This is a genomic window from Candidatus Margulisiibacteriota bacterium (genome assembly GCA_041661965.1).
Taxonomy (GTDB): Bacteria; Margulisbacteria; WOR-1; order O2-12-FULL-45-9; family XYB2-FULL-48-7; genus XYB2-FULL-45-9.
Genome location: JBAZTH010000003.1, coordinates 450,378 through 464,988, shown reverse-complemented (window position 1 = coordinate 464,988; position 14,611 = coordinate 450,378). Strand labels below are relative to the sequence as shown.

Here is a 14,611-nt window from a genome sequence, read left to right as displayed (position 1 = left end):
TCAGGGAGAAAGTATGGTAGAACTGATGGCGATCTATGTCCTCTGGCTGCGCGAGATCAAAAAACTTTTCCGGGAAAAAGAACGGATCATCGGTTCCGTCGCCATGCCGCTGATGTTCCTGACCTTTCTCGGGTTCGGTTTCGAAAAAATGGCGATCCCCGGGTTGAACGGGGTCGACTATATTAAATTCCTCGTTCCGGGTATGATCGGGATGAACATGCTTTTCGGCTCGATGTTTTCGGGGATCTCGGTCCTCTGGGACAAGGAGTTCGGCTTCTTAAAGGAGATAATGGTCGCCCCGGTCAGCCGGATCTCAATCGCCCTCGGCCGGATCGCCGGCGGCGCCTCGACCGGTTTGATCCAGGGGCTGATCCTTTTTGCCCTCTCCTTCTTTTTCGGTTTCGCCTTTCCAGCAACCTGGCCGCTTTATCGGATTGCTGGCGGTTTTTTGTTAATGCTCATCTTTATGGGTTTGATCTCACTAGTCTTTATCTCCCTTGGGCTCTCGTTCGCGTCCAACATGAGAGACGCCCAGGGGTTTGAATTGATCATCAATTTCGTAATGTTCCCGCTCTTTTTTCTCTCTGGCGCGGTTTCCCCGATCGTCAACCTTCCCTTCCCATTATTGGTCCTTTCATATCTTAACCCCCTCACTTATGGGGTGGACGGCATCAGGCGGGCGCTAATAGGCGCGTCAATGTTCTCTTTGGCCTATGATCTACTTCTTTGCGTAGTGGCTTCAATTATTATGGTCTCAATTGCCGCTTTCTTCTTCGACCGGAGCGAAAGCGTTTAACTACCAACCACCACCTCCGCCACCCCCGCCGCCTCCTCCGCCGCCACCACTGCCGCTCCCGCTTGAAGTTGGGCTGCTGCTAAGCGATGAAGACATGTTGGAAACCATGCCGCTAAAACTTCCCGACATCTGCGCCACGGAGAAGCTCCGGCCCGCGCCGCCGCCGCCGCTCTCTCCGCCGCCAAAACTCCCCTTTGAGTCGGTATTAAGCCTCCCGCCGCTAAGATCGGTAAAAGTTGAATGGTACCAGAGCGGCGCCGCCAGCGAATGTTCAGCCAGGTTATTCATCCAGGCCGACTCCACCCCGAAAGCGACCGCGTAGGGCAAGTATTGCTCGAAATTCTTGGGGTCCCCCTTCACGGTTTTTAAATAATTCCGGAAAGCCAGCCATTCTTCTTTCGCTTTGGACCCGGCCAATGTTTTCCTGGGCATGAGCGGCGCGAAGAGGCCGACGATGATCCCGCCGAACAAACAACCCTGGCCGAGAGGAACCAATAAAACGGAAGTCGTGTCAAAAAACAATTGGGTGAACGGCCCGATCATAATCCCCGCCGCCAGAAAGAACGGGAGCATAAAGATCAGCTGGACCAACCGGCGTTCTTTGACCGCCTGGACAAAGAAAAAACCAGGGAGGAAAAAGAACATCGCGATCATGGCGTTAACGATCGCGACTTCAAAAGACCCCAGGGCGGAAATGATCAGCCCCAAAAGAAAAACTCCGCCGGCAACCAAGTAATATTTACTCTTCACTTCACGCGGGTTGCCTTCAAAGTAGCCCCGTTTGACCGTTTGTTTAAAGATCAGATCAACGATCCCGTCGACATGCTTGTAAAACTTATTCCGCAGGTCGGAAAGCTTTACTTTGTCTCCGACCTTTGGCGCGCTAAATAAGCCCTGGATGAGCTTGTCCTCATAATCGCTAAGCCCGACCGGCATCGCCTTGAGCCGGTATTCAAAGTCGCGCATGGTAAAGAGCCAAACTTGGCTGACATTTTCCGTTATCTCGATAAAACCGCGCCGGGAAAGGTCGAGGATCGTGGCAATGATCTCCTTCATCCCCGCTTCTTCGTCAATAACCGTCCCCGCGAGCGCCGGCGACAGATCGGTCGGCGGGTTCGCCATGACCTTAGCCACGCCGCTGACTTCATAATCGCGGCCAAGCCGGAGATAGAGTGACAGCATAAAAAAGAACACTCCCCCGGCGATCAACCAGGGGAGATAAGGTGAAACATAGGTCTTGGTCGCTTTTTTCAGGAAAAAGACATTGGCGACCAGTCCGGGCGGAAAATCAACTTTGATCTCGAACAACTCTCCCGGAGGGAGGTTCTCACCATGGAAAATGATGGTTTGCGGACCGGTAACCTGCCAGACCGCGCCGGAAACATTAGTGTAGAGAGTAACCTTCAATTTTTCCGGCTCAACCGGGACCGGGAGATGCAGGACCGCTTCCGCTATATTAACCATCCCGTCACGGTCTTCAAAGATCGCCTTCCAGTAGAGCTCATCGAACCCTTTCTGGTGGTCGATCAGGCCGTTGACCCGGTATTTAATGGTAAAGGTTTTAGGGGTCCGGCTGTATTCCGGTTCGTCAACGTCGCGGGAACGCCATTTTATCCGCCGAGCGCCGTTCTCATTGCCGACAGTGAAATGGTATTTATCGAGACTCCCTTCCTGATACCTTATCTCGTCCTCATAGAGCTCGATGTTGGAGATAGAGTCAAACCCTTTAAGCTTAATATCCCGATAGCCGCCGTTATAAGCGCCGTCAAAAACGTAGGTCTGGGTTTCAACGATATCGACGCTGGAATCGCGGTTAAGAGTGAGGTCGACGGCAATCTTGTCCCAATATAAAGAGCGGGCCGAGGCCGCGCCGCCGAAAAAAATGAGGCCGGTCAGTAAGACGAGAACAAATACTTTTCTTATCATACCCCGGATTTTAACATCAAAAGATCTAGAGGACTAGGAGATATCTGGTCGACCGTCCCTGGCCGGTGGTCTTGACCAAACCGGATTTGACCAGGGGATTGACGATCTGGTGGATCCGCGCCCGCGAGACTTTGAAGGTTTGCCGCAGGTCGGCCGAGGTCACGGAATCTCTTAACCGGAGTACCCGGATCAATTCTTCCTGTCCCGGGGTCAGGGTTATGTTATGGCGGGTCGAAACCTGCAGGTCTTCGATCCGGACCTTAACATCTTTTAAAGTTTTGACCACCCCTTCGGCGACATATTCGATCCAGTGGGTCAACTCATCATCCAATTCCCTAGCCTGCTGGAGTTTCTGGTAATAACGCTGGCGGTCGCCGGCAAAATAATCGTCCAGGCTGAAGATGTGGTAGGTATCATAGCCATGCTGGTAAAGGATCCAGGCGGCCAGGGCGCGGGCCAGCCGGCCGTTCCCATCGACAAAGGGATGAATGGAAACAAAGCGATGGTGAAAGATCGCGGCGACCAGGACCGGCGGCAATTCCCGGGCCGATGAATCCAGCCAGGCCAAAAGTTCCCGAACAACGGACGGAGTTTCCTGCGGACTGGGAGGGGTAAAGATCTTGACCTTCCGCTCGTCGAGCACATAGTTCTGCTTGTCTTTGTAGCGGCCGGAACGTTCTTCCGGCAGTAAACCTTTAGTTAAGATCTTGTGGAGATTAAAAATCGCCGCTTCGTTGATTTCCGTAGTGTGGTTTTTTTCGACCCAGTGAAGGACTTTGATGTAATTTTCAACTTCCAGCTTATCTTTGTCCGGTCCGCCGATCGTCTCCCCTTTGGCTACGGCATTAACCTGGGCTAAAGTCAGCGGGTTCCCTTCGATCGCGGTGGAAGAATGGGTCGACCTGACCCGGGCTTCATGTTGTAGGAGTGGCAGCCAGGTAACTTTAAGAGGCATCTGCTCGATCCAGAAGCGGAGACTCCCCGCTTCTTCAATCAGCTTCAGTAAATACGGCGTTATCCGGTAAGTTGGCTTGTACATGACCTAGTGATTATACAACATCGTCAAGTTTACGTCAAGCGTCTCGTCAAGATTGCCCTTTGATCCGCCACTCTCCACCGTAGACCCGAGCAAGATTAGTGAGGATCTCCTCATGGGTCGTAGGGATCAGCAGAACATTCGTATTGGCAAATTGGCGCCCCCGGCCTTCGAATTCTGCCGCCGTAATATCGACTAAAACCGCTCCTTCTTTGAACTTGACCATCAGGAGGTGATGTTCCCCGACTCTCCCCAGGGGATCAATCGACCTGGAAAAATTGGAGCCGATCACTTTTTCCAAGCTGAAGGACAATGGGACAAGCACCCCTTTTCGCTCGAGCTGCTTTTGGAGTTCATCGCTGGCCGCCTGACTCCGTCCCCGGGTATAATCAGGAGCCAGGAGATCCGAACCATTTTTGAGCTTATCGTGAGCCGCCAGACCAATCGCTGTCAGCTCGGCAATGATCCGGCCGGATTGCAATCTGGCCGGCAACGGACAGATTATCCGGATCTCATTAACATGAGGCGGCCACCATGATTGGACTCTATTTCCATTGATTTTCATTAGGGTTTCCAGAATAGTATCGTAACCACCAGAGAAGAATTTCAGAAGAAATGAAATAATCCAACTTTTTGATCGATAAATATATATGCTTAAAGTCCAAGCCAAGCCGACAACTCCGCTCCACCTGGCGCAGGCCCTGACAATAAAACAAGGCTGTGTCGGCAGTGAATTCAGCGAATACCGGATCGGTCTGGCCCGCGGGCTGGCGGCAATGCGCGGACCAACTACCGTTTACCAGGAAAAAGATATCGAGGCGCTCTGGTCGATCAAGACTCTATTTCAAAACTATACCGGGATCAGCCGGGAAAATGAAAACCAACCTTGGAACAGCGCCTATCAAATCCCTTTGCTTCAAGCTCACGACGAATGGACCACCAACAAGGGGGTTCGCGGCCCAACCTTTACTTCGGTCATTAAAGCTCTTTGCCGCCCCTCAACCAACGCGGAGATCAGGGAAAATTACGACCGTCTCGGAGGCAATTTACAGTCGCTATATACCGTCCCGTTCTTCTTTAGTTTGGCCTTGTCAAGGCCTCATGCTCTGGGGATCGTCGGCAGTCTGGCCAGCGGCAACTTCGGGGCTTTTTCCGACCTCGATCTGGCGGTTAGTCCGGGGCTTTTGACGGAATCGGTCAGAGAACGCTTACGAAGCAAGATTCGCTACAGCGAAGCTGATCTTTTTATCTACTCCGAGGGTTATCCGGTAATTTGGCTGAACCGGGATGACCATTTCTTCCTCCGGCAACAGCCGGATTATTTGCGCCGCCTAGTCTCGAGCCGCCTCCCTATTCCCAACTAATCATTTTATTTTGAAACGTACGGATTGTCTTTAATCCAGAAGCGCCAGTCGATCTTCGACCAACGCGGCCCGGCGTAATCGATCCCGATCCGCGGCCCGCGTTTGACCGCTTCAGCCGCGACTTCGATCCCCCGATCTTCGACAAAGAACTTAGCTTTTTTGTCGCAGAGATCGTAACCGTTGAAACTTTTGTTTAAATGCAAGGCTTGGCAAAGCTTGCCCGGGCCATTGGTCAGTTTGGCCGGGTCGTCGGTATGGCGATAAGTTTTCATTTTGGCAACCCCTTCGACCGGCTCCAAGGCCCTGATCAAGACGCATTCCGGTTCATTGGCAACCGAGGTCACAAAATTCAACTGCCAATGGAGCCCGTAAACGAGGTAAATATAAACATGGCCGCCCGGCCCGTATTCAATTTCGTTCCGTCCGGTCCGTCGGCCGCCATATGAGTGCGAAGCGGCGTCTTCCCGGCCAACGTAAGCTTCGGTCTCGACGATCATGCCGCATAAACGCTGGCCATGTTCTTCGTGAACAAGATATTTGCCGAGCAAGTCTTTAGCGACTTCAAGGGTTGGCCGGGTAAAAAATTCGCGCGGCAGCCTAGGAGCGGACATGGTCGACGGTTTCCAGAAAAAAACTACGGGTGTAAGCGTGTTTCATTTTAGTCGCGATCAAGCGGCCGAGGTTGGGATCGCGGACCAGCCCGAAAACGCTGGGGCCGCTCCCCGACATTTGCGCCCATTCGCACCCCGCTTCGACCAATTTGCCGATGATCTCGGAAATGATCGGATGTTGCCGGACCACGACCGGTTGGAGATCGTTCCGGTGACCGTCAATCAGCAACGGTTCGCGCTCCGCCATCCGGTCGAATTCCTGGTAAGCCCAGGGAGTTTTAACCTCGACCGGCGGAACAACCAAAACGTAAAATTCCTTACCGGCAATCGGCCTGGGATTGAGCTTTTCTCCCCGACCGGTCGCCAGACAACGTCCCCCCTTCAGACAAAAAGGGACATCGGAACCAAGGTGGGCGCCAAGAATGGCCAGCTCTTCATCGTTAAATGGTTTATCGGCTAGTTTATTTAAGCCATAAAGAACAGCCGCGGCATCTGCTGATCCACCGGCCAAACCGGCCGCCATGGGGATATGCTTCTCGAGTTTGATGGTAATACCGTTATGTTCAAAACCTTTTTTTTCCAGTTCGGTAAAGAATAACCCGGCCGCTTTATAGGCTAAATTCTTCTCGTCACCAGGCAAGTCGGGGTTATTTGTGGTCAGCGTTATGCCGGAGAGGGCCGGTTCGAGGGAAATGACATCGGATAGAGAAACGGATTGCATCAACGATTCAATTTCATGATAGCCGTCGGGGCGTTTGGCGAGGACCTTTAATGATAAGTTTACTTTAGCGTAAGCTTTGACCCGCACTATTTTGCTTTGTTTAAGGCGAGCATCAACCGGGACTTCATTCGGGCCGCTTTTGTCCGGTAGATAAGCTTCCGTTCCGCCGCCTTATCAATGACCGAAACCGCCGTTTGGACCAAGTTCCCCATTTCAGCGGTCTTTTTGAGGATAGCGTTACGCGCTGTTTTTATCGCTAATTTAAGCTTTTTCTTCTCTATGAGGTTCCGTTCGGTGCGGATCTTGGCCTTGCGGACATTTTTAATCCCCCGCCGTAAAATATTTTTCTTTTTCTTTGCTGCTTCTGCCATTTATGCCCCTCCGTGTGATTTGGTTACCTTGACAATATACCATAAAATAGGTTACGATGGCAAGCACTTTGAGTATCCACGATTGGTTCAAGCGAAAACAACAGCAAAAGTCCGCTTATTCCCGCGAAAGACTTGATATTCCAGGCAATGTTTGGGTAAAGTGTTTCAAGTGCGGACAAGCGATCTATGCCAAGGACCTGGAAGCTAATTCCAAGGTCTGTCCGAAGTGCCAATATCACTTCAAGCTGACCTCAGCCGAACGGATCCGCCAGCTGACCGATAAAGAAACATTCGAAGAGATCAATCCCAACCTTACCTCCAAAAACTTCCTGAACTTTACCGATGCCAAATCTTATACCGCCAGAATCGAGGATTCAATCCTTAAATCCGGCTTGAAAGACGCGATCAGGACCGGTCTGGCCAAGATCAACGGCTACGACGTCGCCCTGGGGATCATGGACTTTTCTTTTATGGGCGGCAGCATGGGCTCGGTGGTCGGTGAAAAGATCGCCCGGCTGGTCGAGGCGGCAATCGAAAATAAATTTCCGGTCATCATCTTCTCGACTTCCGGCGGCGCCAGGATGCAGGAAAGCATTATGTCGTTGATGCAGATGGCCAAAACCTCGGCGGTCCTCGGCCGCCTGCGCGAAACCGGCCTCCCCTATGTTTCGGTCCTGACCGACCCGACGACCGGCGGCGTCTCCGCCAGTTTCGCGATGCTCGGCGACGTCAATATCGCCGAACCGAACGCCCTGATCTGTTTCGCCGGTCCCCGCGTTATTGAGCAGACGATCAGGCAAAAACTACCGCCCGGTTTTCAGCGCTCGGAATATCTGCTGGAGCACGGCATGCTCGATATCGTCATCGACCGAAACCTTATGAAGGAGACTTTAACCAAACTGTTGAAGTTCTTTAAAAACTAAGATGACACAAAAAATTAAAAGACCTCTGCTTAGCTTTGAAAAACCGCTGATCGAGCTCTACGATAAACTGGAAAAGCTCCAGGAAATGAGCGACTCCGGCAAGTTTGATATGACCGAAGAGATCAAACACATGGAAAAGCGGATCGAAGCGGTCCGCCAACAGCTTTATTCCAGCCTTAACCCGATCCAGATCGTCCAGGTCGCCCGCTTCCTTCAGCGGCCGACCGCCCTCGATTATTTTGGCCTGATGTTTGACGACTTTGTGGAACTTCACGGCGACCGGAACTTCGGGGACGACCCGGCGATGGTTACGGGAATGGCGACCCTCGACGGCCGCTCCGTCATCGTCATGGGCCAGCAAAAAGGCCATTCGACCAAAGAAAACCTGGCCCGCAATTTCGGCACCGCCCATCCCGAAGGCTACCGCAAAGCGCTCCGCTTAATGCGGCTGGCCGAACGCTATAACAAACCGATCATCTCTCTCGTCGACACCCCCGGCGCCTATCCCGGCATTGGGGCGGAAGAACGGGGCCAGGCGGAAGCGATCGCCAAAAACCTCCGCGAAATGGCGGAGCTGACCGTCCCCTTCATCTCGGTCATTACCGGCGAAGGCGGCTCCGGCGGCGCGCTCGGGATCGGCATGGGGAACAAGGTCCTGATGCTGGAGTTCGCGATCTACTCGGTGATCAGCCCGGAAGGGTGCGCCTCGATCCTCTTCCGCGACGCTAAACGGGCCAATGAAGCGGCGGTCGCCATGAAGATCACCGCCAAAGATATGCTGGAGCTGGGGATCATCGACGAGATCGTCAAAGAACCGCTCGGCGCCGCTCACCAGGACCCGAAACTTGCCGCAAAATATTTAAAATCTGCTATAATAAAGAATCTGAACCCCCTGCTTTCCCTGACCGCGAGGGAATTGATCGCGGACCGTTACAATAAGTACCGAAAGATGGGGATTTTCAACGAGTAGTTTGTGCCGCTGTGGCCCGCCTCCGGCGGGCAAGTGGAACTGGCAGACCTGCCGGCAGGCAGGCGCGCCGTAATAGTAGTTTTGTTCTTTTGATAATGATTTGTGCCGCTGTGGTGGAACTGGCAGACGCGCCTGACTCAAAATCAGGTGGGGTTAACCCCCGTGTCGGTTCGATTCCGACCAGCGGCATATTTTGATAATTAAATTGGCTCTTGCCCAGGTGGCGGAACTGGCAGACGCACCAGCTTCAGGTGCTGGCGAGGTCACACTCGTGGAGGTTCAATTCCTCTCCTGGGCATTCCAATTTATTTTAGCGATTGACAAAGCTGATCATTTGCTGTAAGATATGTTTGTTCCTGGTGAATAAAGGCCGCCCGAGGTCCTAACATTTTTTCACGATTTATGTAAACCCAATTTTTCGTCAAAACAAACCAGCACTATAAGTTTTTAAGGAGGATAATAATGGATATAGTTGAATTAGAAGGTAAGACCCTGCCCCAATTGTACGAAATCGCCAAAGGACTCGATCTCCCCAATTACCGCCAGTTAAAAAAACACGATTTAGTTTTCAAGATTTTGGAGCTCCAAACCCAGAAGAACGGCTTTATGTTCGCCAAAGGGGTGCTGGAGATCCTGCCGGAAAACTACGGGTTCTTACGGACCGGCGGCTACCTGCCGAGCCGCGAAGATGTTTACGTCTCGCAGACCCAAATCCGCCGCTTCGATATGATGAACGGCGATTACGTCACCGGCCAGGTCCGCCCGCCGAAAGAAGGGGAAAAATATTACAGCCTGCTGAAGATCGAAGCGATCAACGGAGTTAACCCGGAAACGGCCCGCGACCGGGTGCCGTTCGAGCACCTCACCCCGATCTTCCCGAACGAACGGTTCACCTTGGAATACGCCGGCGCCTCGATCACTTCCCGCCTGATCGACATGATCGCCCCGATCGGCAAAGGCCAGCGCGCCCTGATCGTTTCGCCGCCGAAAGCCGGTAAAACGACCGTCCTGAAAAATATCGCCAACAGTATCACCGCCAATTTCCCGGAAGCGCTGATCAAAGTCCTCCTGGTCGACGAGCGGCCGGAAGAGGTCACCGACATGCAGCGTTCCGTTGTCGGGGAAGTCGTCGCTTCAACTTTCGACGAACCGCCGGAGGACCACATCCGGATCGCCGAACTTCTTTTAGAATCATGCAAACGGCAGGTCGAAGAAGGCAAGGATGTCGTCATCCTGCTCGACTCGATTACCCGTCTGGCCCGCGCTTACAACCTGGTCACCCCGCCATCCGGCCGAACCCTCTCCGGCGGTCTTGACCCGGCCTGTCTCCACCGGCCAAAGCGCTTTTTCGGCGCCGCTAGAAACATTGAAGAAGGCGGCAGTTTGACGATCATCGCCACCGCTCTGGTCGATACCGGTTCCCGGATGGACGATATCATTTATGAAGAGTTTAAAGGGACCGGCAACCTGGAGCTTCACCTTAACCGGAAACTCGCTGAACGAAGGGTCTTCCCGGCGATCGACATCCGGCTCTCCGGCACCCGCCGCGAAGAGCTGTTGATGGACGAAAAGGACCTCAAGACGATGTGGCTGCTGCGCAAAGTAATGGACAGCTACGAGACGGTCGAAGCGACCGAACAGTTGATCGAGCGCTTGAAGGAATTCAAGACCAACAAGCAGTTCTACGAATCGGCGGGGGCCAAGAAGTAAGAGCTTGACCCTACCTGGGACGTGGGCTACTATAGCTTTATGTTCACGGTAGAGGAAATAATCAGGCTTATCCCCGACGCCCGGATCGAAGGTCCTGGCCTGCGGTTTTCCGCCATTTCCACCGATTCCCGCAAAACCGCGCCGGGCGAATTGTTCATCCCGCTTAAGGGAGACAAATTCGACGGCGCTAAATTTATTCCGGAGGTCATAAAACGCGGCGCCTCCGCTCTCTTCATCAAAGACGGCCTGAAAGCGCTGCAAATCCTGGCCGCTTATCACCGGAACAAATTTAAAATCACTTTTATCGGCGTGACCGGCTCCTGCGGCAAGACCACGACCAAAGAGATGCTCGCTTCGATCCTTGGCCAGGAAAAACGGGTCCTCAAAAACGAAGGGAACCTCAACAACGAGATCGGCGTCCCCCTCACCCTCCTTAAATTAACGAAACAGCACCAGGTTGCGGTCATTGAAATGGGAATGCAGGGACTTGGCGAGATCAGGGAACTGGCGGCGATCGTCCGGCCAAAGATCTCGATCGTGACCAACATCGGCGAATCCCACCTGGAATACCTCAAGACCAAAAGAAACGTCGCCAAAGCCAAGGCGGAGATCTTCGCCTTCTTGGGCAAAAACGATTACGCCATCATCAATCAAGACGACGAGTTCTTTGAGCATTTAAAAGAAAAGGTCAAAAAACAAGGGGCGAAAGTCGTCACCTTCGGCATCCTGGAAAAAGCCAACGTCGGCACGGATGAATTAAAAGGGATCGAACTCCCCGTCCCCGGCGACCATAACATTTACAACGCCCTGGCGGCGATCGCGGCGGCCAAGGTCCTGAAAGTCAAACGAAGCTCGATCGTTAAAGGACTATCGACCGTCCCGCTTTCCAGCCGGCGGATGCACGTCTTCAATCTCACTAATGGGACCAAAATTATTGATGACACTTACAACGCCAATCCCCAATCGCTGGCGGCGGCCCTTAAAACTATCGGCGGGATGAACGGCCGTAAGATCGCCGTTTTGGGGAACATGCTCGAACTGGGCAAGGCGACGAAGTCGGCCCACATCCAGGCGCTGAAGCTGGCCCGCGACCTGAAGATCGACTTTGTTTTCACTTTCGGAGAGTTCTGGCCCCGCTCCGGGAGCAATTTCCGAAACAAGAAACTCCTGATAAAAAAACTGAAGAATTTAATCCGGCCCCGTGATATAATTTTAGTGAAAGGTTCGCGCGGCACGCGCATGGAAGAAGTCGTCGAAGTAATAAACTAGATCATGCCTGGGTGGTGGAAATGGCATACACGTACGCTTGAGGTGCGTATGTCGAAAGACTTAAGGGTTCGACTCCCTTCCCAGGCATTTTCTTGACTTATGCAAGCTTTTTACTTATGATTACGACTAAATGTTTGGGGGAGGAGCTATGACTATCCACTTATCGCAAATTGACGCCGCCGAACCGTTGGCGACGAACGCCGCCTCCATCAGTCAACAAAACTCCGACGATTCCTTCGAAGAAAAATTAAAATACGAACAAGCCCGGCTTGGTTTACTTTATTCTCCTTTCGCGCAAATGCCCGGCCTGTTCGGTTATCTTCCCGCCAGCGACACCGGCTGGAGTGCTTCGATCTTTTCCGATAATCAAAACAATCAAGTTGAGAGTTCGGCCGCGTATCAGCCGGCCTCGACTTCAACCCAAGCGGCTCTGACCGCCCAGCAAATGGTCAAGGCGCAAGCACAAAGTGAAGCGGCCCCGCTCCCCGGTTTTAGCCAACAAGCGACCCAGTCATTGCAAGACCTTCTGCTTAAGACCAATTGGCTGGTCCCGAACCTGGAAGGAAGCCAACAGTTCTACCAATCGTTCCTCGCCGGCAAACTCCAGCCCAGCCTCGACCTGCAATCGCTGGTCGACCAGATCGCCGACCAGTTGGAAATAGTTAAAGGAAAAGGGAAGACCGAACTCTCCCTGACCTTAAAACCGGCCGAACTCGGCAACATTCTCCTGACCCTGACCTATCATCAGGGGCTGATCTCGGTTTCGATCATGGCCCAGCCGGAAGCAAAAAAACTGATCGACGAAAGTCTGGAAGATCTGGAAGCGGCGTTGAAAAAGGCCCATATTAACTTTGACGAAATTAAAATCAAGGAGGCGGCACATGGGCGGAATGTTTGATATCATCACTTCGGCCAAAGGGGCGATCGGCGCGTATAACGAAGCGCTCCGGATCCACTCTCTCAATATCGCCAACATGCAGGTCCCCGGTTATAAACAGCTCTCGACCTCCTTTCAATCGGTGTTTGAACAAGTCTTGAGCCGCGGCACGGAAGCCCAGGGGAACATCGGCGGCACCAACCCCAAACAGCTTGGCCAGGGAGTGACCTTAAGCGGCGTAACGGTTAACTTCTCCAAGGGGGAAACGACCGAAGGGACAAACCTCTCCCTGGCGATCGACCAGGAAGAAGGAATGTTTATTATTTCACCGGATGGAGGGAAACGGATGCTCTATACCAGGAGCGGCGATTTTAAACTTGATTCCAACCGGAATCTGACCTCCAACGGCATGCAGGTCTACGGCTTGGACTCCGGCGGCAGAGTCGTCCCCATCGCCGGGCTCCCCAGCGGCAACGTTGATGATTATGAATGGAAACAGGACGGGTACCTCTATTACCAGGGAACCAGCACCGGTTATCAGATCGCCCTGACTTATTTCGCCAATCCAGGCGGCCTGGCCCAAGCGCAAGGGACCGCGTTTGAACAAACGTTGGCTTCCGGCGATGCCGCGATCCCGACCGGACCCGGCGGCGTCGTGGGTTCGGTCACCCCGAAACAAGTCGAGCAATCAAACGTCTTTTATCTGGCGGAGACCATCGATACGCTGGAGATCCAGCGGGCCATGAGCGGCAACCTGAACATGGTCAAAATGGCGTCCGATGTCATCAACAGTTTTATACAGAAGTTAGGATAAGGAGTTAATGGCAGAAAGAACGCCGGAAATTAGTTCGCAAAAGATCACGATCAAGCTGCCGCCGGCGATCGGCGATTGGACTACCTACCGGCCGGCCAAAACGATCGGCAAAAAAGTTAAGACCGGTTTGTTTGGTTTTGACCGTTTAGCCAAAGAAGAACTGGACCAATTTCTCAAGGTCCATTATCATTGCCTGCAGGAGCTGTTCCAGAAGCTGCGGCGCGAACTCGGGCTCGGGATCGAATTTTACGCCTGCTCCGCCGAACAAACGACCTATCTCAACTTTCTGCGGACCTTGACCGGACACGTCGCCCAGCTGGCCCTGAAAATTCCCGGGATCCACGAGGCCGGCCAGTTGATCGTCGATCTTAACGTCGCCAATTCGCTAATCAACCACGCGCTCGGCAGCCGCGACCTGGATCCCTTGAACCGCGGTTTAACCGAAGCCGAAGGGGAAGTCCTCAAAACGACCCTCGCCCACTATCTGCCGCTTTACGTCTCCGCGTTCGGCGGGGTTTTCGATGAACCGCAAATCAATCTGCTAAGTTCGCCGGACATCATCTTGGATTCGGCGATCAATCCGTCTTCGACCTTTATTTGTTTTTCAGCCGACGTCTCGTTCAATGATAACCCAACCGGCCGGATCATTTTCGGTTACCAGGCGCCGACCGCGAAACAATTGGTCAAGCTTTACGAAAGTCAGGATTACCAGAAACCCTTGAATATCGAACGACTGCCGAACGCGATCCTGCGCAAGATCAGCGTTCCGCTCTCCGCCACGCTCGGGTCGACGACCCTTTCGCCCGACGAGATCAATTCGCTAGAACCCGGCGATGTTATCGCCCTCGACACTTCGATCAAGTCGCCGATCGTCCTGCAGCTCGGCGAGCATCTGCGGCTCCTCTCCCAGGCCGGGCACGTCAAAGCAAAGAACGCCATCCGCCTGGTTGGCTTTGAAGAAGACGAAGTAGTGATCATGCCGCCGCTCGCTCTGTCTAAAGAAGAAGAAAAAATGGCCGAAGAACCGGCGGAAGAACCGTCAGAAGTACCGGCCGAAGAGCCGGCGGCCGCCGAAGAATCAGCGGTCGAAGTCCCCGAGACGAACTCGGAAGATGAATTTAATTTAAGCGACGAAGATCTTAAAGAAAGTTTCGCTGAAGAAGAACTGGAAGATCTGGGTAGCCAAGCGAACGAATTTAATGATAATATAAAATAAAGGGGGA

Annotated in this window: 15 protein-coding genes and 3 tRNA genes; 12 read left to right on the top strand and 6 right to left on the bottom strand. The window is 53.0% G+C overall.

The genetic code is table 11. The annotated features are described in order from the left end of the window. Positions 1-13: 13 nt before the first annotated feature. The gene (locus tag WC772_08110) at positions 14-796 is read left to right on the top strand and encodes an ABC transporter permease (protein MFA6170710.1); all 783 of its coding nucleotides are present in this window, start codon (positions 14-16) and stop codon (positions 794-796) included. Here WC772_08110 and WC772_08105 read toward each other — a convergent pair whose 3' ends face one another. Genes WC772_08105 through WC772_08095 form a run of 3 tightly spaced genes read right to left on the bottom strand, consistent with a single transcriptional unit; the run spans position 797 to position 4,323 of the window. Further along, complete coding sequence (locus WC772_08105) at positions 797-2,722, bottom strand: DUF2207 domain-containing protein (GenBank protein MFA6170709.1); 1,926 nt, start codon at positions 2,720-2,722, stop codon at positions 797-799. 25 nt (positions 2,723-2,747) lie between these two features. Then, a complete protein-coding gene (locus WC772_08100) occupies positions 2,748-3,761 on the bottom strand; it encodes a Fic family protein (GenBank protein MFA6170708.1) in 1,014 nt (337 codons plus the stop codon). A gap of 46 nt (positions 3,762-3,807) precedes the next feature. Continuing rightward, a complete protein-coding gene (locus WC772_08095) occupies positions 3,808-4,323 on the bottom strand; it encodes a hypothetical protein (protein ID MFA6170707.1) in 516 nt (171 codons plus the stop codon). Positions 4,324-4,408: 85 nt separating this feature from the next. Between WC772_08095 and WC772_08090 the strand changes: the two genes are divergently transcribed. Further along, a complete protein-coding gene (locus WC772_08090; protein MFA6170706.1) occupies positions 4,409-5,122 on the top strand; it encodes a nucleotidyltransferase domain-containing protein in 714 nt (237 codons plus the stop codon). A 5-nt stretch (positions 5,123-5,127) separates the two neighbouring features. Here the strand turns inward: WC772_08090 and WC772_08085 are convergent, their stop codons facing one another. From WC772_08085 to rpsT, 3 genes are read right to left on the bottom strand one after another with little or no spacing between them, the layout of a single operon-like run. Continuing rightward, positions 5,128-5,733: a DNA-3-methyladenine glycosylase gene (locus WC772_08085; GenBank protein ID MFA6170705.1), complete on the bottom strand. Its 606-nt coding sequence runs from the start codon at positions 5,731-5,733 to the stop codon at positions 5,128-5,130. Beyond that, positions 5,720-6,541 carry a 4-(cytidine 5'-diphospho)-2-C-methyl-D-erythritol kinase gene (gene ispE, locus WC772_08080; protein ID MFA6170704.1) on the bottom strand — a complete coding sequence of 274 codons (822 nt, stop codon included), beginning with the start codon at positions 6,539-6,541 and terminating at the stop codon, positions 5,720-5,722. Before ispE ends, WC772_08085 begins: the two co-directional genes overlap by 14 nt. Next, positions 6,541-6,825 carry a 30S ribosomal protein S20 gene (rpsT, locus tag WC772_08075; protein ID MFA6170703.1) on the bottom strand — a complete coding sequence of 95 codons (285 nt, stop codon included), beginning with the start codon at positions 6,823-6,825 and terminating at the stop codon, positions 6,541-6,543. Before rpsT ends, ispE begins: the two co-directional genes overlap by 1 nt. A 56-nt stretch (positions 6,826-6,881) precedes the next feature. On the opposite strand from rpsT, the gene accD reads away from it, so the two are divergent. The 10 genes from accD (at position 6,882) to WC772_08025 (ending at position 14,604) form a co-directional block, all read left to right on the top strand. Next, positions 6,882-7,748, top strand: coding sequence for an acetyl-CoA carboxylase, carboxyltransferase subunit beta (gene accD, locus WC772_08070; protein ID MFA6170702.1), 867 nt, complete (start codon positions 6,882-6,884; stop codon positions 7,746-7,748). Between the two features lies 1 nt (position 7,749). Continuing rightward, entirely contained in the window at positions 7,750-8,718 is a 969-nt protein-coding gene (locus tag WC772_08065; GenBank protein MFA6170701.1) for an acetyl-CoA carboxylase carboxyltransferase subunit alpha, read from the top strand. Between the two features lie 104 nt (positions 8,719-8,822). Then, a tRNA-Leu gene (locus WC772_08060) sits at positions 8,823-8,907 on the top strand. A 25-nt stretch (positions 8,908-8,932) separates the two neighbouring features. Further along, positions 8,933-9,016, top strand: a tRNA-Leu gene (locus WC772_08055). A 164-nt stretch (positions 9,017-9,180) separates the two neighbouring features. Next, positions 9,181-10,428 carry a transcription termination factor Rho gene (rho, locus tag WC772_08050; GenBank protein MFA6170700.1) on the top strand — a complete coding sequence of 416 codons (1,248 nt, stop codon included), beginning with the start codon at positions 9,181-9,183 and terminating at the stop codon, positions 10,426-10,428. 39 nt (positions 10,429-10,467) lie between these two features. Further along, on the top strand, positions 10,468-11,697 hold the full coding sequence (gene murF, locus WC772_08045) for a UDP-N-acetylmuramoyl-tripeptide--D-alanyl-D-alanine ligase (GenBank protein ID MFA6170699.1): 1,230 nt from the start codon (positions 10,468-10,470) through the stop codon (positions 11,695-11,697). A 5-nt stretch (positions 11,698-11,702) separates the two neighbouring features. Beyond that, positions 11,703-11,784 (top strand) — tRNA-Leu (locus tag WC772_08040). A 61-nt stretch (positions 11,785-11,845) separates the two neighbouring features. Next, positions 11,846-12,595 carry a flagellar hook-length control protein FliK gene (locus WC772_08035; GenBank protein ID MFA6170698.1) on the top strand — a complete coding sequence of 250 codons (750 nt, stop codon included), beginning with the start codon at positions 11,846-11,848 and terminating at the stop codon, positions 12,593-12,595. Beyond that, the gene (locus WC772_08030) at positions 12,579-13,388 is read left to right on the top strand and encodes a flagellar hook-basal body complex protein (GenBank protein ID MFA6170697.1); all 810 of its coding nucleotides are present in this window, start codon (positions 12,579-12,581) and stop codon (positions 13,386-13,388) included. The genes WC772_08035 and WC772_08030 overlap by 17 nt, the downstream gene beginning before the upstream one ends. Before the next feature lie 7 nt (positions 13,389-13,395). Further along, positions 13,396-14,604 (top strand): FliM/FliN family flagellar motor switch protein, encoded by a 1,209-nt coding sequence (locus WC772_08025; protein MFA6170696.1) that lies wholly within the window; start codon positions 13,396-13,398, stop codon positions 14,602-14,604. Positions 14,605-14,611 lie beyond the last annotated feature (7 nt).